Raw genomic sequence first — 21,616 nt, forward strand, 5'->3', positions numbered from 1 at the left:
TTATGCTTCCTCCTTTACAAGTTCCCCGTCGCACATGCGGAAACGTCGATGTGCTATTGTTGCTACTTCCTCGTCGTGAGTAATAATGACGAATGTTAAACCAAACTCACGGTTTAGACTTTGAATGAGCAGCAATATATCTTGCTCTGTTTCTGAGTCAAGGCTTCCTGTCGGCTCATCTGCCAGCAAAATAGGTGGATTTGTAATTAAGGCTCTCGCAATACTAACACGCTGTTGCTGACCACCCGATAATTCATTTGGGTAATGGTCTGCTACCTCCGTTAAACCAACCTTGTCCATTAATATTTTCACCTTTTCAGCACGCATTGCTTTTTTGATACCTTGTAACTTCAATGGTAGCTCTATGTTTTCAGACGCCGTTAAACCCGGCATTAGTTGGAAGTTTTGAAAGATAAATCCGAAATGTTGCAAGCGAAAGGCTGCACTTTCTACTTCAGTAAAATTAGCTGCTTCTTTACCGTTTACCTTAATAGATCCTTGTTCTGATTTCATAAATCCAGCTAGTATTTGTAATAAGGTAGATTTACCGGAGCCACTTTTACCAACAATTGCGACAATCTCTCCTTTTTTCACCTCAAAGTTGACACCTTTTAATACCGGAACCTGTTTTTCCTTGCCTTTCTTTCCAATTAAAAATGTATGTTGTAAGTTTTCGACTTGAATCATTTTCAAATAAACACCCTTTCACATTTTTTAAATACATCACCATAACATGTGGTTGATTTCCGTTCGGACTGGGAGTTTTGTTGCTGACGCTTCGCTTTCGCATAGATAACACATTTGTTGCTGACGCTTCGCTTTCGCACAGATAACCCATTTGTTGCTGACGTTTTGCTTTCGCTACAGAAAACATTTGTTGTTGGTCACGAAGGCGTTATCACAAGATGTGATGGTTTTAGCCTTCGTTCCTCTATTGCTGATTCCCGAGGAGTCGCCCAGCCGTAACGAAGATCAACTTATATACATGGATATGTTTTTAACAAATATCATCCTAAATATATGGTGATGAGTAATTCCTTCTCCATTGTAGACAAGAATTCTTAATAAAGTTGAAGGATAAAAATGAAGATATTCTTAAGAAATGGGAAAACTATGAGCAAAACAATCCCTTTACATTCCCTTTACAATTCTGACATATAAGTTATTCAAAATTATATGTCTCCATAGTATTCTTTTGTATGAAACAGAAAGTGTAAATCCTTATAAAATCTATATTTAAAGCGTTTTCCTGTATTAATAAAAACAAATACAGAGGTTCCATTATTATTATGTGAGCAAATTGTATATTACAGGATTGTAAAGTTTTATGGAGAATAGAAAAAATTTATGTAGATAAATTAAAGATTTTGTTATGATAGTAAAGTTTAGAGGCCAATTTATTTATATCCAGGAGGATTCGATTTACATGCTTAACTCAAAAAAACAAGACCCTTTCTTTATAGCTTTGCATAAAATTGCTGAGAATATGAGAGAGGCCGTACATTACGCAAATGATTTTCGTATTAACAGTGTAGCTGACTTAAAAGAGATTAGCATTACTATGAAAAATTATGAAACAGCTGGTGATAAGCTCATTCACGAACTGATCGTGATGCTAAACAAATCATTTATGACACCTATCGAGCGCGAAGACATTCTAGAATTTGCAATTCGTATGGACGACGTATTAGATGGTACGGAGCATTGTATCGCTCATTTTGAAATGTTCTCTCTAACAGAAGTTGACGAATCAATGCGTACTTTCTTAGGCTATATTTCAAAAAGTGCTGATGAAATTGTAAAAGCAACAGAAGAGTTAAAGAAAAAGAATCTTATTGGCATGCGCCCACACGCAATTCTTATTAAGGACTATGAACGTGAATGTGATGAAGTGCAACGTTCGTCTATTAAACAACTATTTTTAAATGAAAAAGATCCGATTCGACTTATTAAATATAAAGATATATATGAACAACTTGAAGATATCGCTGATCATTGCCAAAACGTTGCAAATACTATGGAAACAATTATCATGCGTAACGCGTAATTAGGAGATGGGCACTTACAATGAACACAATCATTATTCTAACCGTACTGGTCGTTATCTTCGCCCTAACATTTGACTTTATCAATGGCTTCCATGATACAGCAAATGCTATTGCAACTTCGGTTTCCACTAGAGCATTGAAACCTCGCGTAGCTATCATGATGGCTGCCGTGATGAACTTTATCGGAGCTATTACTTTCGTCGGTGTTGCAAAGGCTTTAACAAAAGATATTGTAGATCCATTCGCTTTAAATGCCTTTACTGGAGATACAACTGGTTCAGTCGTTATTTTAGCAGCATTAATCTCCGCTATTATTTGGAACTTACTAACGTGGTATTTCGGTATTCCATCGAGTTCTTCACACACTCTGATTGGCTCCATTGCTGGTGCAGCAGTTGCTTCTGCTGGCTTCGACGTTCTAAACTATGGCGGTTTCACTAAAATCATTATGGCCTTAGTGCTATCACCAATCCTTGCGATTTGCGCCGGCTTTATTATGATGACACTGTTTAAATTATTGTTTAAAAACTTAAATTTATATCGTACGAATAAAGGTTTCCGTACGATGCAAATTTTCACTGCCGCCATTCAATCTTTTACACATGGTACAAACGATGCGCAAAAGGCAATGGGGATTATGACGATGGCGTTAATCGCTGGTGGTTTGTATACAGGAGATGAAATTCCTTTCTGGGTACGAGCTGCAGCAGCAACTGCAATGGGGCTTGGTACTTCTATCGGTGGCTATAAAATTATTAAAACAGTCGGCGGTAAAATTATGAAAATCCGTCCAGTAAACGGAGTTGCAGCAGATTTAGCATCTGCCTCTGTTATCTTCGGTGCTACATTAATTCATCTACCAGTTTCTACAACACACGTTATTTCTTCTTCTATCATGGGCGTCGGCTCTGCACAACGTGTGCGTGGCGTAAACTGGGGGATGGCGCGTAAAATCGTCACTACTTGGATTATTACAATGCCAATTTCTGCAGTTATGGCAGCGATAATTTACTTTTTATTATCGTTATTCTTTTAACTTCTTCTCACCTCTATAGATGATGAGATAAATGCGGATTTCACGTAATTATGCCAGGGCATAGTGATTTTGATTGCATACTAAGACTCCTGTTCCTTATTAGGGACAGGAGTCTTTATATTATTACACGACAAAATGTGACACATCCTTTACACTATTTTAAAAAGGGGGACAGTACCTACTATGAAAACTTTTTCAGCTTTTATAACAGCCCACGCTAAAGCTATCGTAGCCTTATGGTTCGTCATTTTTATTTTCATGGCTATGTTTGCTATACAACTTCCAAGTAAACTTCATGGCGACGGTTTCTTCGTGAAAGATGATCATACCTACGTAACCAATGAGCTTGCTAAAACATTTGATTTATCTTCCGAGACAATTTTGGTCGTCTTCAATCCAGCTGATGATAAGAAGATTCAAGATACTTTAAAAAAGTTAAAAAAAATTAAGGAGATTCAGTCAATCCAGTCACCACTCGATGATGTTTCTTTACAAAAGAATGATATTGCTTATGCCATGATTCATCTTAAAAATAATGTTGATCAGCTACCGGATGTTGTGAAAGACATTCGTTCATTAATAGAGGATGGTGGTGTGAGCATTACTGGCGGACCTGTTATTTCAGCGGACATCAATACAGCCAGTCAAAAGGATTTAGCGTCTGCAGAGGCAATAGGCTTACCAATCGCTATCATAGTGCTATTACTAGCTTTCGGTACTGTCGTAGCCTCCATCTTACCTATCGTTATTGGCTTAGTTACTGTTGTCACTGCGTTTGGAATTTTGACTTTGTTTAGCGGTAATGTCAATTTATCGATTTTTGTATTAAATATAGTGCCCATGCTTGGACTTGCATTAAGCATTGATTTTGCCTTGTTATTTATTAACCGATATAGAGAAGAACGTGCTCAAACATCCATTGTACAAGCTATTCAAACGTCGATACAGACAGCTGGCCGTTCAATCATCTTTTCTGCTGCTTGTGTCATGATCGGCTTAGGTGCCATGATTGTCATTGACGTCGAGATTTTTCATAATATCGCTTTAGGAGGCGCAATTGTTGTATTTCTTGCAGTCCTTTCCGGCTTAACCTTGCTACCTGCTACGATGATGTTATTAGGAGATCGCCTTAATAAATGGCGCCTTTTACGTGTAAAATCTGGTGGTACAAATCGTTGGCGTGGTTTTGCCGGTTTTGTCATGAAACATCCTGTTGCCATCGTTATTGCGGCTTTATTATTACTAGGCATTGGCATGATTCCATTGAAGGATATTAAACTTACAATTCCTCAGGTGGATTCATTACCGGTGAAATATGAGGCACGTGCTGCTTATGATCAGCTAGATGAGACGTTTGGACTTGGTGATACCTCAACATTATATTTATTGGCCGAACGTAAAGAAGGCTGGGAAGATAATGAAGCAAGAAAGCTTATTTACACTATTCAAGAAAAGTTGCTTGATGACCCATTAGTAAATCATGTTTCAACCATTTATACGACGGCTAACATTAAGTCACCTGAGGAACTGACTGCTTCTTTGAAAACTCCACAAGTGGCCGAACAATTAAAACCAATTCTAAATACGTTTGCTAAAGATAATCAACTCTTTATCCCAATTACATTGGATGCAGCCGGTTCATCCACTACCGCTCAAGAATTTGCTCGAACATGGAAAGATAAAGATTTAGGTGTCGATTTTACACTCGGAGGTCACGCGAAATTCAATCAAGAGATTTTCGATGAAATTGCTAGTAAAATTTCCTTGGCTGTATCTATTATTATCATTTCAACGTTCTTTATTTTAATGGTCGCTTTCCGCTCTATTTTAATCCCACTGAAAGCGATTATTATGAATATCATTGGACTTTCATCAGCCTTCGGTATTCTCGTCTATATTTTCCAATATGGACATTTGGGCATTGAAGCCGGTACGATTGTCCTTATTATCCCAGTAATTGTATTTTGTCTTGTATTCGGCTTAAGTATGGACTATGAAGTCTTTTTAATATCTCGCATTCAAGAGGAATATCAAAAAGGGGCGGATAATACACGTGCCACGATTGATGGTCTAACTTCTACAAGTCGTATCATTACGTCAGCAGCGCTTATTATGATTGTTATAACAGGGGCATTCGCTTTTACAGATGTGATGCCAGTGAAGCAAATTGGGGTTGGTATAGCTATTGCGGTCGCCATCGATGCAACTATTATTCGCCTCATGCTTGTTCCTAGTCTTATGAAGCTCTTTGGGGACTGGAATTGGTGGCTACCATTTGCGAAGAAACAGAAATAAACGGTCATCAATTATGCCTCAGCATCCAGACTCAGCTTTGTTTTTGGACACCTGCTGAAAGAAATTAAAAAAATCCGCTCCCTCACTCAAAGGTAGCGGATTTTTATTTATTTTGAATAAATACGGTCGTACCATTCTTTTGCAGCTTCTACCTCAGGCATTGTTAGCTGATGACCATAATTAAACCATACAGTTGTCACATCAGCCCCAGCTGACGTTAAAAGCGCCTCTAAATCTTCAGATTCCTGAGCAGTACACATTGGATCATTCGTTCCAGCACCGATAAAGACAGGAGTTGAAGAAAGTGTAGGCAATTTAATATCGCGTCTAGGCACCATTGGATGATGCAGTATTGCACCTGCTAGAGCATCCTCATAATGGAATAATAGGCTAGCAGCAATGTTCGCGCCATTAGAATAGCCGATAGCAACAACTCGATTACGGTCAAAGCCATACCGCTGCGCGGCTTCTAATAAAAAGTCATTTAATTCCTTCGTACGGAAAATTAAATCCTCTATATCAAAAACACCTTCCGCTAATCTACGGAAAAAGCGTGGCATACCATTTTCAAGGACATTTCCACGGACACTTAAAATACTTGCTGTTTCATCAATTTCCTTCGCAAGGCCAATTAAGCTTTGTTCATTCCCACCTGTACCGTGTAACAGTAAAAAAATCGGTTTTGTTTCATCTGTTCCTTTATAAAAAACGTGCTGCATTTACAGTCCACCTCTCAATTATCTTGAATTCGAGATAATTGTAGCCTGTGGCAAAATTAAATTCAAGCTCTTTGACTTATTTATTTCACGATTTTCACTATTTGGCTGTTCCTTATGATCTTCATAAAATTTTGTGATTGTAAATACTGAAAATAAACAAGCCGCTAGAACAACAACAATAACTATTCCTACTATTTTTTTCCCATTCATTCGTTCGTATCCCCCGAATTACTATTTCTTTTTACGAAAACCTTCTTCTAGTAAATATTCTTTCGCAGCATCGTGTGTACCAAAGGCTTCTTCTAAGTTTTCTCCATGATAAACATTCCACGAACGCTGCTCAAAGGCTAGCATTAATTGAGCACCTTCACGATTTTGCCATAGCTCTTCGATCGGCTCTTGCTCCTCTGCTTCTTCCGATAAATATTGAATGGCATCTTCAATAATTTCACGAAGTTGTTGTTCATCGTAGTCACGAATATTTACTAGGCCTTTATCGCTTGCTTCTTCCTCGTAGCGCAATAAATCACCGACAAATACAAAGCCGTTGCCATTTGGGTGTAGTTTTTCCACAACAATGGTCTTTTCATAAAGGCTATCCTTAAAGTGATAATTTACGCGTTTCAATGAAATTTCCTTCTTTGTCAGTTCAGGAAATGAGTCGATGATGGCTTGCTTTTGTTCAAATGTTAGCATATAAAAATGCTCCTTTTCTATTCAATATCTCTTTTAGTATAACTTATTATTCCTGTTATATTGAAGTAAAATAGGCATTACTAAAAGTAAAGTTTCATGTCCATAACGTGTAGGTTGATTTCCGTACCGATTGGGCGCTTTCCTGGGGGCGTCCGATGAGCCGCTTCGCTTCGCTGCAGGGTCTCATCTGTGACGCTAATCCCCGAGGAGTCGCCCAATCTCCACTCCAATCAACTTATTCGCACAGCATACGTTTTAACAAAACGTCATCCCTAAATTAAGATGAGAGACCCAAATTAGAAAATCACATCACTATAACGTAGAAGGCGTTATAACAGGACGTGATGCTTTTAGCCTCCGTTCCTCTATTACTAATCCCAAAGGAGTCACCCAAGATCAACTTATATACACGGCATACTCTTTAACAAAATTAATGATTAGACAAGAAGTCAGATCCTAATCATTTTTACTATTAAAGAAAAAATCCGCTTAAACTCTCTTTGGAAAAAATAAGAATGTACCGATGTGGCACATAGCTTATCCCATGGAAAGCGAAGCGGATTTACCTTTTACAATTATGCTAGAATTCCTATGAAGGTTTTTTCAGACACCCCACAAATTCATAACATTTTATCTTTTACAAACTGAATAACATGTGCAACGTATAGTTCCCGGTAAGGGACAAATTGTGCAGCACTTACGGGGCGCACAATTTTCACTCGTTGACCATCAGGGAAATATTCATAGCCTTCAATATTTAAAGTAGCTGTTTCTCCTAAAAAGAATGCCTCTGCCTCGTCAAGCTTTGCTCGAACGACCCCTGACACTTCCTCATACTGCAGGTTAAATGATTCCCAATCATGTTTGAATGGATATATAAAAACATGACAAAATTCATTGTCAATCATGTTCTCTGAAACGATACTACATGATGTCATGCCCATTTTAACTACTTCGTGTACGTCAACATCGAGTCCTAGCTCTTCCTTTACTTCGCGAATTCCTGACTCGACTGTCTCTACGGCTAATAAATGCCCCGCTGCTGTAATATCAAGCAAACCAGGATAGTCCTTTTTTTGTGCACTACGGATTTGGAAATAGATATAGTCCTCATTGACAAGCCAACAGTGGAATGTTTCATGCCATAGTCCTTTTTCATGTACCTCTGCTCTCGTTGCTGTCCCTATCTGTTCATGCTGTTCATTAAAAACTTTCACAATTTCTTGTTCCATTTTTTCCGACTCCTATACCGACTTCGTAGCCTTTTTCTTAATCACGTTCCGTTCATCATAAATATTGGATGCGATTACTTTTAATACTGCATAAAACGGTACAGCAATGATAATACCGATAAAGCCTGCAATATTACCTGCTGCTAAAATAACTGTAATAACGGTTAACGGATGAATATCGAGTGTTTTCCCCATTACATTAGGTGTTATAAAGTTACTATCAATTTGCTGCGCCACGAGCGTGACAACAGACACCCATATGACTAACACTGGATCCTGAACAACAGCCACGATTAGCGCTGGTGTAAAGGCAATCCATGGTCCTATAAACGGAATCATATTCATAAAGAAAGCAAATATAACAAGAAGCAATGAATATTCTAAACCTATAATTAAATACCCGACATACATAATGAGTGCAAGTAAAAAACTAATTTGTAGCTGTCCTTGTATGTAGCTACGTAAAACACCATCAATTTCACTTAACGTTTTCTTCACCCATTCACGGCGTTCACCACTAAAATATTTATAAATTGATGGAGCAAATTTTTCATGATCCTTCAACATAAATATAAAGAAAAACGGAATTAAAATAGCTAATAAAGAAACTGAAACAACTGATTGTAAAAACGAGACTAGTCCCTTACTTGCCGCAAAAGCAATATCCTGCACAGAATTCGCCATATTGTCGATAAAATCTTTTAACTGTGGCGGGAAGTTATCCCTGTTTTTCAATACATAATCAGCTGCATCTTGAATACTAGCACTAATCTGCGGTACATTTTTCACTAAATTATTTACCTGTACTGCAATCGGATTACCAACGATCCACCCAAAGCTACCAACAAGCGCTATTAATCCAACGACTATCGTTAATATGCTCGCCCATCTCGGCCATTTACGCTTCTCTAAAAATCTCTGAATCGGTTCTGTAACATAATACAAAACACCGCCAAGCAATAAAGGTACAAAAATAGCCTTTAGGATAATAACAAGCGGCGAAAAAATCCAATGAATTTCTATAAAATATTTAATGACTAGTAGGACAAGTAAAATCCCTACACCTACTTGAAACCAAACTTTCCTCGTCACTTTAATTCACTTCCTTTTATCTCAGTTACTGAAAATACTACTTATATATTAACCATTTCGCAAGTATCCTATTAATTATTGTCTAAATATAAGAGTTTATCAATTATGCCTCGGCATTTGTAGCTGTCGGCAAAAAGTTACACAAAAAAATTGCAACCCTCCAATGGGCAATCTCGCAAGCCCCTCAAATGCCAAAGCATCCGAGGAGGCCCATACGGTTTGCCTTCCACAGGAGTGTCGCAAATTTTCACAATGTAGTAGTTTATAATTTTGTATCGTCTACTGAATTTAAGTAATCTTCAATATCATCAATAACCGATTCAACACAGCCGTCCTCAAATGGTGATATTAAGCCTGCTTCTTTTACAAGCTTCGTAAAGGACATAGAACCACCTAAACCACATAAATGCGTATAGTCCTTCCAAGCAGCTTCAAATTCTTCACGTGAACGTTTCCAGAACTGGAATGCACAAATTTGCGCTAACGTGTAATCAATGTAATAGAACGGACTTGCATAAATATGTGCCTGACGTTGCCATATACCACCTGCTTCTAGATAACTATTATGATCATAGTCACGGTGTGGTAAATATGTCTCCTCGATTTTTTTCCACGCAGCTTTACGTTCAGCTGGTGTCATATTCGGATTTTCATAAATCACATGCTGGAACTCATCAACTGCAACACCGTAAGGAAGGAATAATAAGCCACTGCTTAAGTGTGTGAACTTATATTTTTCTGTGTCTTCCTTAAAGAATAGCTCCATCCATGGCCATGTGAAAAACTCCATACTCATCGAATGAATTTCACAAGATTCATAAGTTGGCCATAAATATTCTGGGATTCCGATGTCACGGCTTGAATAAACTTGGAAAGCATGTCCCGCTTCATGTGTTAACACATCGATATCACCTGAAGTACCATTAAAGTTCGAGAAGATAAATGGAGAGTGATAGTTTTCGATAAACGTACAATAACCGCCACTCTCTTTTCCTTTCTTCGCCACTAAGTCCATTAATTCATGATCAATCATAAAGTTGAAGAATTCACCCGTCTCAGGTGATAGCTCCTCATACATTTTTTTACCATTCGCAACAATCCATTGCGGATCGCCTTTTGGCGTCGCATTTCCTGATACAAAGTTGAATGCTTCATCGTAGAACTTAAATTCAGAAATACCAATGCGCTTTGCCTGGCGTTCATATAACTTAGTTGCAATAGGTACGATTAAATCACGAACTTGGTCACGGAATTTCTTTACCATATCTGCATTATAGTCAATGCGATTCATTCGAACATAGCCTAGCTCGACATAGTTTTTATAGCCTAATTTAACAGCGATTTCATGGCGCAATTTGACAAGTTCATCATATAATCGATCAAATTCCTCTTCATGCTCAGCAAAGAAGCCAAAGCGTGCATCCGTTGCCGACTTACGCATTTCACGATCAGTAGACTCTGCATACGGACCAAGCTGAGCAAGCGTTAATGTTTCACCATTAAAGTCAATTTGCGCAGAGGCAACAAGCTTATTATATTCTGAAACGAGTTTGTTCTCCTTTTGCATTAGATCAATGACTGCTGGTGAAAAACCTTTAATTTGATAGGTTGCTAAATCAAATAATTGCTGGCCCCATCTTTCTTCTAACTGCTCACGGAATGGTGAAGCGATTAGTGCTTTATAATATTCTGTTGTTACCTCTTCCAGCTCAGGCCCAACCTCATCAAAATAATCGCGTTCTGCATGATAGAATTCATCATTTGTATCAATCGAAGCACGAATATACACTAGGTTCGCCATCGTGGCATAGTCATTACTCAATCCGTTTAATCTCTCAATTATTTCACTTTGCTCGTCCATCGTTTGCGCATTTTTAAATTGGTCAATTAAAGATAATTGTTGCTCTTTCATTGCCTCAACTTTCGGACGGCTGTATTCATAGTCTTTAAATGTTTTCATAAAATCCCCTCTTTCTGTCATATACCCCGTTACTTTTCTATTATATGCCAAATCTATAGTATTAAGAAATAAATTAATAGCCAAATACATATGTTTTTAATAGTGCGGCCTTTTCACGTAGCGTTAACTTCAATTCCACCGATTTTGGTGTTTTTGCCGCAACGACATCTACTTCAAAGCCTAAAGACTCCGCTAAATATTTTGCACGCTTTAAATGAAAATCATTAGAGACAATCGTGATTTTCTTAGTTTCTTTAGGCAAAAGCTCTTTACTAAATGATAAGTTCTCATAAGTTGAAGTAGATTGGTCTTCCACTACTATTCTATTCGTATCAATACCATTGTCCTGTAAGTATTTAAGCATGACTGAAGCCTCTGTCCGATCTTCATCTTCCCCTTTTCCACCTGACACAATCACTTTTACACGAGGATACTTTTTCAAATACTTTACTGCCTCTTCTAATCTATTTTTCAAAGAAAGCGATGGAATTCCTCCCGGTTTTACCTTTGCTCCCAGGACAATCATGTATGTAGCTGTTCCGTTCGCAGCTGGCTGGACACCCTGTTTCATCTCCTCGCCGAGCCAAATATAAACAAAGCCACTCATAGCAAGTAATATAATCCCTAATCTTATTACCCATTTCTTCACGATCGATCCCCCCTTACCTTTTATTAACGTTTAGGCAAAAAAAAGGATGCTTGTACTGAAATTGCTGTACAAACATCCTAATTGATTATCTTAATATAAAACGCTTAATAGAATCCTGTAACGCTGTTATTTCATCTGTTAAATCATTAGAGGATTCACTAACAACCTGAATGGCACGCTGTTGTTCATCAACGGATGCCGTAACCTCCTCTGATGCAGCAGCATTTTTCTCACTAATCATCGCAATACTTTCGATAGATTGCATAATGTTATTTTTTGAGCCATTCAAATATTCTACTCCAGTAGTCATTTCCTTAATAATAGAAATAATTTCTTCTACGGCCAATTCTATTTCCTTAAAGGATGACTCTGTTATGGCAACCGAATCATTTTGCTGACGAACAATGACGTTTGTTTTCTTCATCTCATCGTTCACTAAATTAGTTTCACTTTCAATTCCCTTTAAGGTTGTACGCACTCGCTCTGTTGCTACAGATGTTTGATCCGCTAACTTACGTACCTCCTCAGCAACAACCGCAAAGCCTTTGCCATGCTCCCCAGCTCTAGCCGCCTCTATCGATGCATTCAATGCAAGTAGATTTGTCTGATCAGAAATCTCCGTAATCGTACCGACAATACCTTCAACTTCCCTAACTTTCACAATTAGGCTATTAAATACAGCATGAACATTATTAATCACTTCTGAGGACTCGTGTGATGTCTCTTTTAAGCTCTTTAAATTTAAGAGCCCGTCTTGATTTGATTGCTTCATATTTTGAGATGCATCTAGCATTACTTCATTTTTGTCATGCAATAATTCAATCTGTCGCGCAAAATCAATAGCTGTTCTATTCGTATCCTCTGCATCTGAAGCTTGCATTAATGCACCGTTCGAAACCTCATTTATCGCTTTTACTATTTCATCTCCATAAGCGTTTGTTTCCTCTGCCACAGATGTTAAATTTGACGATGTCGATTGAATTTCTACAATAGCTTCCTCTACATCTGTAATTAATGTTTTCAGTTGATCAACCATTTCATTAAAGCCTTCATTTAACTGACCAATCTCATCTGAGCGTTGTAGATTTTCAATTTCTACAGTTAAATTCCCTTTGGCTACCTCACGTACACGTTTCGATAATTTTCGCACTGGTAAAGCTAAATGTCTTGAAACCATTATGACAACTACAGTACCTATAATGATGGCACCTAATAATGTAATACCAATAACGAATAATAATGAATTAGCCCCTTCATTAAAGTCTTGCATATATGTACCCGATACAATGATCCATCCCCAATTTGGATCCTTTGCTGAATAAATTATTTTATCAGCTACTACATCTTGCCCTGGTAGCTCAAACTCATATTTGGTATATCCCCCACCAGCAAGTGCTTTTTCGGTTACTTCGCGAATAAAGTAATTTCCGCTACTATCTTGATCGTTCCATAGGTTATCCCCTTCTCGAGTCGGATGGGTTGTTAATGTCCCTTTATCATCTAAAACATATAGATAACCATACTCCCCCAAGTCTCCAGGATAATTAATTGGCCTCTTTCCTTCACTATCCTTCGGTCCTAGAAATGCCTCTCGCACTTTCTCCTGTGCAATTTCTAAAGGAACGTCGCCCCTTTTAACACTCTCATTTGCAAGCTCGATTAATTGCAAAGAAGATTCAACGCTATTTTTAATAACTTGTTCACCAATATCATCCAGACCTTGTTTTGCTTTACTATAGCTAACTAAGCCTATTACTAAGCTAGGGATAATTAATAATGCTAGTGAAATGATAATTAATTTCCCCTGTATCGAACGTGAAAACTTCATGCTTTAGCCCCCCTTTTCTCCTCTTTCACTATGACTATTAATCTACATTATGTTATGATTCTGAATATTTCACAATGGGTAAAACGTAATTTATGTTTGAATTCTTCGCCTTTTTACGCAAATATGCTTGATTACTTAATGTGGGGGGATTCCCATTGCTACTGGACCTATTTCTGGGGGCGTCCAGCCTTCACTCCAAATCTAACAAATATGATTCCAAACTTTTAATGACGAACTTCAAATATGCATAATAGGTAAAAAAACTATCTTTCTACAAGGATATGCCTTATAGAAAAATAGTTTTTTGATTTTTATCATCATTAATATGTTTAGACACTACCTTAGTTCTCGCCTATGATATGATTTTAATCCATATTACTAAAGCTATTAAAGTAGCGAAAAGGGTTGGGATTGTTAAAATAATACCTATTTTTAAATACTGAACCCAGCCAATCTTTATTCCTTTTTGCTTCAGTATATGAAGCCATAACAATGTTGCGAGTGAGCCAATCGGCGTCATTTTAGGACCTAAATTTGTGCCGATGACATTTGCATAAATAAGCCCTTCTTTAATAATTCCAGTTGCACTAGTTTCAGCAATAGCTAATGCATCAATCAGTACAGTTGGTAGGTTATTCATAATAGCTGACAAAATCGCTGCTACAAACCCCATTGTAATTGTCGCTACCATCAATCCTTGCTGTATAGAGTGCTCTAACAGGCTTGCTAGCAATCCGGTCATTCCTACATTTTTCAAGCCGTAAACAACTACATACATACCGATAGAAAAGAACACAATATTCCACGGTGCCCCTTTCACAACTCTCTTTGTATCTACAATATGGCTACGTCGTGCTAGTAGGAAAAAGATAGCTGCTACACCACATAAAATAAATGTCACTGGAATTTTGAAATACTCACTCGTTAAGAAACCAACTAATAGGATGGCAATAACATACCATGATAATAAAAATAATCTCGAATCACGAATTGCAAGCTTTGGATTATCAACTGCCTCGAGTGAATACTTTTTTGGAATTGAACGGCGAAAGACAATATAAAGTACGACTATACTCGCTAGTAAAGAAACTAAGTTCGGTACCAGCATATGTAGGGCATATTCCATGAATCCAATCCCGAAATAGTCTGCCGACACAATATTTGTTAAATTACTAATGACTAACGGTAAGGATGTTGTGTCGGCTATAAAGCCACTTGCAATAATAAATGGAATGATCATTTTATCGGTTAAATTCAATTTACGGATCATTGCGAGAACAATTGGTGTTAGTATTAAAGCTGCACCATCATTAGCAAATAATGCTGAAACAATAGCACCTAGACAGGAAAGGTAAATGAATAAGCGTATACCACTTCCCTTTGCCGCTCGTGCTATATGTAGGGCAGACCATTCAAAGAATCCTATTTCGTCTAAAATAAGTGAAATAAAAATAATTCCTATAAACGAGAACGTTGCATTCCAAACAATCCCCGTCACCTCAACAACATCTTGCCAGGTAACAACTCCGAGCGTTAACGCAATTGCAGCACCAAAACAAGCAGACCAGCCGATCGATATTTTACGCGGCTGCACTATTACAAAAAATAAAGTTACTAAAAATATTGCAATCGCTAAAAGAGCTTGCACAGTTTCCCCCCTTCCTCTGGCGGATGTTTGGACACCCGCTAAAGATAAAAACCAGTAGCTTTATTCGCTACTGGTTTCAGATGTTTATATTATTCGCCTAAATCAGCATTATGGTAAACGTTTTGGACATCCTCTAAATCTTCTAATGCATCAATTAATTTTTCAAATTTCGCAATGTCGTCTCCAGTTAATGCTACTTCTGTTTGCGGAAGCATTGAAAGCTCTGCTACTGTAAATTCCTGAATGCCTGCTGATTTTAGTGCTTCTTGTGCAGCAAAGAATTGATCCGGCTCTGCATAAATGATGACAGCCTCGTCTTCTTCAAGAATATCACGAGCATCAACATCTGCTTCCATTAAAATTTCAAGAACTTCATCTGCTGATTTACCTTCTAAACCAATAACCGCTGTTGAATCAAACATGTAGGCAACAGAACCACTGACACCCATATTCCCATTATTTTTACCAAATGCTGCACGTACATCAGAAGCTGTACGATTAACATTATTCGTTAAAGCATCAACGATTAACATAGTGCCTGCAGGTCCGAAACCTTCATAACGTAATTCGTCGAAGTTTTCATCGCCGCCACCCTTCGCTTTATCAATTGCTTTTTCAATAATATGTTTAGGAACACTGTATGTTTTTGCACGCTCAAGAACAACTTTAAGGGCACGGTTTGATTCAGGATCTGGCTCGCCTGATTTAGCTGCCACATAAATTTCGCGTCCAAATTTTGCATTGATACGACTTGTGCTTTGGTCTTTAGACGCTTTCTTTTCTTTAATATTGTTCCACTTACGACCCATTGTTTCCACTCTCTTTCAAATTATAAGTTGTTTATCAATTACGCCTTGGCGTAATTGCGTCCGGATTTTGAATTGTGCTAGCACAATTCACTCCTTTCAAAATCCGTGACATCCGCCGGAGGCTTTATCTTCATTTAAACACCTTTGAATAGGAGTGACATTTTTGCTCATCTTATATAGAGGAAGATCTACCGTTGAATGAAGATAATCATAGATGCACAGTTGTACATCTGTAAATGGCGATTAAATACTTCTTGTATCTTTACTCTGAAAATAATAACACAAATGATGCTTACAAAGCTAGATATGCCAATGTTTAAGGTAACTTTATTAAGTCATTAATTGCAAAAAAATGTTTCACTTAGAGCTACTTGGGATCATCACCAAAACATGTGGTTGATTTCTGTTCTGGCAGGGCGCTTTCCTAGGGGCGTCCGATGAGCCGCTTAGGCCAACACGATGTTGGTCACGAAGGCGTTATCACAGGACGTGATTCTTTTAGCCTTCGTTCCTCTATATCGCTGATCCCCAAGGAGTCGCTTAGTCGTAACGAAGGTCAACTTATTTACATAGTAGACGTTTTAACAAAAGCCATCCACTTATTTTGATGATGAACCGCCACTTGACAATTGTTTTTCCACTTTGATTTTTTCTAATAATGCATGACAGCCTTCTAAAACTAAATCATAGGTTTCTTGGAAATCTCCTGTATAGTACGGATCCGGCACGTCTTTTCGATGATCAGTTAAATCTAAAAAGCGCAAGATCTTTGTGGAATCCGGATTCCCTAGCATCGTTTGGATATTACGTATATTGCTTTCATCCATGCCAATAATGTAATCAAAATTTTCAAAGTCAGCCTTTTGTAATTGTCGTCCTTGCATCCCTTTCGTTGAGATGCCATATTCTTTTAGCTTACCTTGTGTTCCTCTGTGTGGAGGATCTCCAATATGCCAAGAGCTTGTTGCAGCCGAATCTACCTCGACTTTATGACTCAAATGCTCTTTCTCTACCAAATCACGCATGACCGCTTCAGCCATTGGTGATCGGCATATATTCCCCAAACATACAAAAAGTACTCGAATCATTTTTATGTCCTCCTAGAATCAATCTCACCTTGGCGTATCGTAGCTGTCGCTTTGCTTTCGCTACAGTAAACATTTGCTAAATGTAGATAAAGCACTCAAAATCAATCGATTCTGAGCGCCTTCTAAGTTCCCATATTACTAGCAGTAAGCTACTACTTCAAAAGGATGTGAAGATAATAGTTTGAGTTCTTCACACAGAGGGTTCTCCTCTGAATGATATTTCACTTTATTTCTTTTCTGCTGCAACTCGCTTCTCTAATTCTTCGGTTAATGCTACTAATTCATGCTCAAGGCGATGTGTAAATTCCTCGCGCCCTTCTTTACCTTTACCCGTTACATAAAACGGCTCACCATAAATCAGATAACCTTTTCCACGCTTAAAGACATCACCCGCATTACGCGCACCAATGTAAGCGGCTGGTACAATTTGTGCTTTTGACAATTGTGCTATTGTAATCGCACCTTGCTTTAAATCCGATCCTTCCGCATTTCGCGTACCAGATGGGAATATCCCAACAATTTTCCCCTCTTTCAATAGCTGCGATGGAATTTTAATAACACTTGGACCTGGATTGTCACGGTCGACTGGAAAGGCATTTAAACGCTCTATAAGCCAGCCAATACCCTTTATATCAAACAATTGCTTTTTAGCCATAAAGTTAATTTCTCGAGGGTATACAGCAACACCAAGATTTAAAATATCAACATATCCCGTGTGTGTACATGCAATAATAAACCCACCTTCCTTCGGTAAGTTTTGCTCTTCATATACACGCGCTTTCGAGCCTGATAATTTTAAGATCACTTTTACAACATTTGCTATAAATTTATACACTGTTTCATTCCTACCTTATTCAATAGTTATCCCCATTGTAATCGAAAAGACCAGTATACTGCAATTGCAGGTGAAAATATCTAGACTCTTCCCACTAATACATCAACATCAATCGTAATTTCATGTAATAGGATATTGGATCCTTCTTTTTTATGCCAGCCCATTGGTGTCATTTCCAGCAGTGCTGGTACAAGCTCTGTAGCTAGCGGTACCGTATATGTAATACGTTCTACACTAACATCGGTAAAGCTTTCTTTAAAACGAGCAACTATTTGTTCATTCGAATACGACTCTTTAGTAGAATCCGCATATAATTGTGCTCGAAGCTCATGTAAGTACCCACTTTGAGGTACAACCTTAACAACACAACCATTGTGAGTTAATAGACGTTTAAATTCTTCATAATTGGCAGGCGATAAAATATTTAATATGGCATCGAAGCTCGACCTTGCAAATGGACTTTTCGCTAAATCACCAACACACCACATTTGCTCTGGATAATGTCGAGATGCAGCAAGGATGCCTTCCTTCGCTATATCAATACCAATTCCTATCCCATGTTTCTTTGCCATAATACGAGCTAAATGCGAACCTTCACCACATCCCGTATCAAGTACGGTTTCTGCATTAGCAATTAGCTCTCCGATTTTATCTTCTACTACATCATAAATCCCACTATCAATAACCGCTTTTCGTGATTCAAACAGCTCTTTACTGTACTTAGAAACGGCACCGTGTGTCAGCATATTAATATAGCCCTGTTTGGCAATATCGAAAGAATGAGTTGAGGAACATACTAATCTACCTTGTTCAAAAACATCCATTGACTCCTGACAAATTGGACAAGCAAAAAGCTTTATATTTTTATCCATTAACGCTGCCCCTGCAGCTCTTTTAGAAAGTGCCCCCATTAATTTTCCTCCTTCTGTTCTGTAGGTGAAACAAGTGCAAAACGCTCCCACTTACGACTTTTCCATCTAAAGTATACGATAATAGCCCGCATCCATTCATCTGCCGCAATCGCTAGCCAAATACCTACTAACCCCCAATTTAAAACGAATACAAACAAGTATCCGAGCGGGAGACTCATACATACCATTGATAAGAAACCAATTTTCACTGGAAACCTTGCATCCCCTGAGGCACGCAGCGAGTTAATAACTACAATATTCATTGTTCGCCCTGTTTCAAGGAGAATACTTAATGCTAGGACAGATGCTCCGATGGCAATTACCTCTGGATTATCTGTAAAAACGTGCATAAGTTGCTTACGGAATATCGTTACAACTGCAACCATTGTGATTGTAAAAGCAAAAGCTGCGCGTACACTTGTCCAAAGCTGATGATAAGCTTGATCCTTTTTACCAGCACCGACACTTCGTCCAATAATTATAGCCGTACCTGTCCCGATGGCAATCGCAAATAAGTACGTAAACATCGAAATATTCATGGCATATTGTCTCGCCGCAAGTGTCTCTGCGCCTAAGTAAGTCGCATAATAAAGGAAGACAATCTGACAAAACTGATAAAGCACCTGCTCAAATGCTGACGGTAAGCCTATATTTAATATTTTTTGAATATATTCCTTTGAATACTCGAAATAATATTCTAGCTTCACTCTTACTTCCATGACTTGATACAACAGCCAGAAAAACACAAGAACTGCCAAACCACGGCTTACCACTGAGGAAATAGCTGCACCTTTTACACCTAACTCCGGTAATCCTAAGTTACCAAAGATTAAACCGTAGTTTAAGATAACGTGTAGCACATTCATACCTAGTGATACATACATCGTTTGCTTTGTCCATCCATGTACACGGATAATTGCTGCTAAAGCATTTATAATAGCCTGTAAGAAAATAAAGCTTCCGATGATTACCAAGTAGCTTTGAGCGTATTTAAGCACTTCCCCTTGCAAGTTCATCATGGTCATTAAATGACTTGAAAAGAAGAAAAATAAGATACTCATCATTAGTCCAACAATCAAATTCATCGTAACTGCTAAAGCGGAAATCTTTGCAGCCTCAAAAAATCGCCTTGAACCTAAATATTGAGATACAACAATGGAAGCACCATTACCAACTACCTCAAGTATTAAAATTGCAATATGAATATATTGATTGGCTGCACCAACTCCTGATACAGCATTATCTGATAAAGCACTGAGCATAAAAGTATCAGCTAGTCCCATTAACATAAATAAAAATACTTCTAAAAATATCGGCCATGTTAAATGGAATAAACTTAACCTATCTGTCTCTTTAATATCACTTTCTTTTAATATATCTGCCAATACTTTTCACTTCTCCTAATCGTTTCATAAAGATTTTTACGGGCTGCCCCACTTTCAACTACATTCTTTACCATCTATACAGATAAATTACTGCCCAATCGATTATGCCTCGGCATAATTGCGCCCGGAATCAACTTTGTGCTTAGGCCTACAGATGTTTTTTTGTGCGAAAGCGCAGTTAAAAACCGTATTGTTGTCGCTTCGCTTTCGCACAGTTAAATTGCCACAGGACGTGGCGCTCTTAGACTGAGTTCCTCTATTTCAGCGGATGTTTGGACACCCGCTGAGAGAAGTTAAAAATATATAGTATCTTATCATAGATTTTTAGGCTGTAAAGAATTTTTATAATGAAACACCTAATTATGCCTAGGTATAATGCTTCCATAAGCTTTTTGGTCAATATGAGTTAAAAAATTATGAAAAGATAATACAACGCAAAAAATCCCTTTCACAATTTTATGTGAAAGGGAGTCTTATCATAGTAAACAATAATCCTGCAATTGCTTACGTTTTTCAGTTGTTAACCCAAACTCTTGCTCTAAAAAAGCTGCCTTAGAGCCATATCGGTTATCCATTGCATCAAATGCCGCTTGTAAATAGTCTTCACGAGCAGACATTAAGGCATAAAATTGCTGTAATTCTTGATCGCTATAATCTTGCTGAATTGTTAGAGCCATTCGTTCGACTAAGGGACGTAAATGTACATTTGTATCTAAATAATCCTCCATGATCGTTTCCTCAGGGACATCTAAAGCAAGTAAAATAAGCGCACTACCAATACCTGTTCGATCCTTCCCGACTGCACAATGATGAACAAGCCCTAAATTTTCAGGTTGTTGAATCGTTGCTATTAACTCTTTGAACGAAGCATTATTAAAAGGCATTTGTGCATAAAATTCTCGAAACATCTCCGTGCTTACAACCTTATAAAAATCTTTCCCACCAGCGTTTGTGGGCATCTCAAAAGCATGATTTCCTTTAGCTGGTATTTGAATATAATTGGCATATGGGAATATCGGATTAGGATTATTTTGAGCCTCATGGTTGTCTCGATAATCAAAAATTGTTTTCACACCTAGCGTTTCAAAGCGCTCTTTATCTGATTTCGTCATTTTACCAAGTGCTGCTGAGCGATAAATCAAACCATTCCTAACAGCACGCCCATCTCTCGACTTATAACCACCCATATCCCGAAAATTATAAACTGCCTCAAACGGAATAATATTCATATCAAACTGTTTCACTGACTGCACCCCTCCCTGTTAGCAAGCATACTTATCTCTATTTTATAGAACAACTCGATATAATACCAATTTTCGCACTAGGGAATGTTTTACACTTCTTAGACCAACGAGAGATTTATTTGGGGGTGTTTCTCTATTGGG

The 21,616-nt window shown here is 37.9% G+C and carries 19 protein-coding genes; 3 read left to right on the forward strand and 16 right to left on the reverse strand.

The window, feature by feature from the left end; translation table 11 throughout:
* On the reverse strand, nucleotides 1–687 hold the full coding sequence (locus tag AC3WSO_RS22405) for an ABC transporter ATP-binding protein (protein WP_492533756.1): 687 nt from the start codon (nucleotides 685–687) through the stop codon (nucleotides 1–3).
* A gap of 739 nt (nucleotides 688–1,426) precedes the next feature.
* Here AC3WSO_RS22405 and AC3WSO_RS22410 point away from each other — a divergent pair.
* From AC3WSO_RS22410 to AC3WSO_RS22420, 3 genes are all read left to right on the forward strand, one after another.
* Nucleotides 1,427–2,047: a DUF47 domain-containing protein gene (locus AC3WSO_RS22410; protein WP_079562474.1), complete on the forward strand. Its 621-nt coding sequence runs from the start codon at nucleotides 1,427–1,429 to the stop codon at nucleotides 2,045–2,047.
* Nucleotides 2,048–2,067: 20 nt separating this feature from the next.
* The gene (locus tag AC3WSO_RS22415) at nucleotides 2,068–3,084 is read left to right on the forward strand and encodes an inorganic phosphate transporter (RefSeq protein WP_492533758.1); all 1,017 of its coding nucleotides are present in this window, start codon (nucleotides 2,068–2,070) and stop codon (nucleotides 3,082–3,084) included.
* A 183-nt stretch (nucleotides 3,085–3,267) separates the two neighbouring features.
* Complete coding sequence (locus AC3WSO_RS22420; RefSeq protein WP_492533759.1) at nucleotides 3,268–5,379, forward strand: MMPL family transporter; 2,112 nt, start codon at nucleotides 3,268–3,270, stop codon at nucleotides 5,377–5,379.
* Between the two features lie 107 nt (nucleotides 5,380–5,486).
* Here the strand turns inward: AC3WSO_RS22420 and AC3WSO_RS22425 are convergent, their stop codons facing one another.
* The 15 genes from AC3WSO_RS22425 to AC3WSO_RS22495 all read right to left on the reverse strand — a co-directional run bounded on the left by AC3WSO_RS22425 (nucleotide 5,487) and on the right by AC3WSO_RS22495 (nucleotide 21,475).
* Nucleotides 5,487–6,098, reverse strand: a complete 612-nt coding sequence (locus AC3WSO_RS22425) for an alpha/beta hydrolase (RefSeq protein WP_492533761.1) — start codon at nucleotides 6,096–6,098, stop codon at nucleotides 5,487–5,489.
* Nucleotides 6,099–6,116: 18 nt separating this feature from the next.
* A complete protein-coding gene (locus AC3WSO_RS22430) occupies nucleotides 6,117–6,308 on the reverse strand; it encodes a hypothetical protein (RefSeq protein ID WP_492533763.1) in 192 nt (63 codons plus the stop codon).
* A 21-nt stretch (nucleotides 6,309–6,329) separates the two neighbouring features.
* Entirely contained in the window at nucleotides 6,330–6,794 is a 465-nt protein-coding gene (locus AC3WSO_RS22435) for a hypothetical protein (protein ID WP_492533765.1), read from the reverse strand.
* A gap of 620 nt (nucleotides 6,795–7,414) precedes the next feature.
* The gene (locus AC3WSO_RS22440) at nucleotides 7,415–8,026 is read right to left on the reverse strand and encodes an NUDIX hydrolase (protein ID WP_492533767.1); all 612 of its coding nucleotides are present in this window, start codon (nucleotides 8,024–8,026) and stop codon (nucleotides 7,415–7,417) included.
* A 12-nt stretch (nucleotides 8,027–8,038) separates the two neighbouring features.
* Entirely contained in the window at nucleotides 8,039–9,118 is a 1,080-nt protein-coding gene (locus tag AC3WSO_RS22445) for an AI-2E family transporter (protein WP_492533768.1), read from the reverse strand.
* A 262-nt stretch (nucleotides 9,119–9,380) separates the two neighbouring features.
* Nucleotides 9,381–11,078, reverse strand: coding sequence for a M3 family oligoendopeptidase (locus AC3WSO_RS22450; protein ID WP_492533770.1), 1,698 nt, complete (start codon nucleotides 11,076–11,078; stop codon nucleotides 9,381–9,383).
* 73 nt (nucleotides 11,079–11,151) lie between these two features.
* A complete protein-coding gene (locus tag AC3WSO_RS22455; protein WP_492533772.1) occupies nucleotides 11,152–11,727 on the reverse strand; it encodes a YdcF family protein in 576 nt (191 codons plus the stop codon).
* A gap of 85 nt (nucleotides 11,728–11,812) precedes the next feature.
* Nucleotides 11,813–13,555 carry a methyl-accepting chemotaxis protein gene (locus tag AC3WSO_RS22460; protein WP_492533774.1) on the reverse strand — a complete coding sequence of 581 codons (1,743 nt, stop codon included), beginning with the start codon at nucleotides 13,553–13,555 and terminating at the stop codon, nucleotides 11,813–11,815.
* A gap of 352 nt (nucleotides 13,556–13,907) precedes the next feature.
* Nucleotides 13,908–15,203 carry an arsenic transporter gene (locus AC3WSO_RS22465; RefSeq protein WP_492533776.1) on the reverse strand — a complete coding sequence of 432 codons (1,296 nt, stop codon included), beginning with the start codon at nucleotides 15,201–15,203 and terminating at the stop codon, nucleotides 13,908–13,910.
* A gap of 89 nt (nucleotides 15,204–15,292) precedes the next feature.
* The gene (locus AC3WSO_RS22470) at nucleotides 15,293–16,012 is read right to left on the reverse strand and encodes a YebC/PmpR family DNA-binding transcriptional regulator (protein ID WP_492533778.1); all 720 of its coding nucleotides are present in this window, start codon (nucleotides 16,010–16,012) and stop codon (nucleotides 15,293–15,295) included.
* 599 nt (nucleotides 16,013–16,611) lie between these two features.
* On the reverse strand, nucleotides 16,612–17,100 hold the full coding sequence (locus tag AC3WSO_RS22475; protein ID WP_492533780.1) for a low molecular weight protein-tyrosine-phosphatase: 489 nt from the start codon (nucleotides 17,098–17,100) through the stop codon (nucleotides 16,612–16,614).
* Between the two features lie 226 nt (nucleotides 17,101–17,326).
* A complete protein-coding gene (locus AC3WSO_RS22480; RefSeq protein ID WP_492533782.1) occupies nucleotides 17,327–17,935 on the reverse strand; it encodes a lysophospholipid acyltransferase family protein in 609 nt (202 codons plus the stop codon).
* An 80-nt stretch (nucleotides 17,936–18,015) separates the two neighbouring features.
* Entirely contained in the window at nucleotides 18,016–18,846 is an 831-nt protein-coding gene (locus tag AC3WSO_RS22485; protein ID WP_492533784.1) for a putative RNA methyltransferase, read from the reverse strand.
* Entirely contained in the window at nucleotides 18,846–20,222 is a 1,377-nt protein-coding gene (locus AC3WSO_RS22490; protein ID WP_492534463.1) for an MATE family efflux transporter, read from the reverse strand. The genes AC3WSO_RS22485 and AC3WSO_RS22490 overlap by 1 nt, the downstream gene beginning before the upstream one ends.
* Before the next feature lie 485 nt (nucleotides 20,223–20,707).
* Nucleotides 20,708–21,475: a tyrosine-protein phosphatase gene (locus AC3WSO_RS22495; protein ID WP_492533786.1), complete on the reverse strand. Its 768-nt coding sequence runs from the start codon at nucleotides 21,473–21,475 to the stop codon at nucleotides 20,708–20,710.
* Nucleotides 21,476–21,616 lie beyond the last annotated feature (141 nt).

The organism is Lysinibacillus sp. EB106-09-02-XG168 (assembly GCF_058791475.1).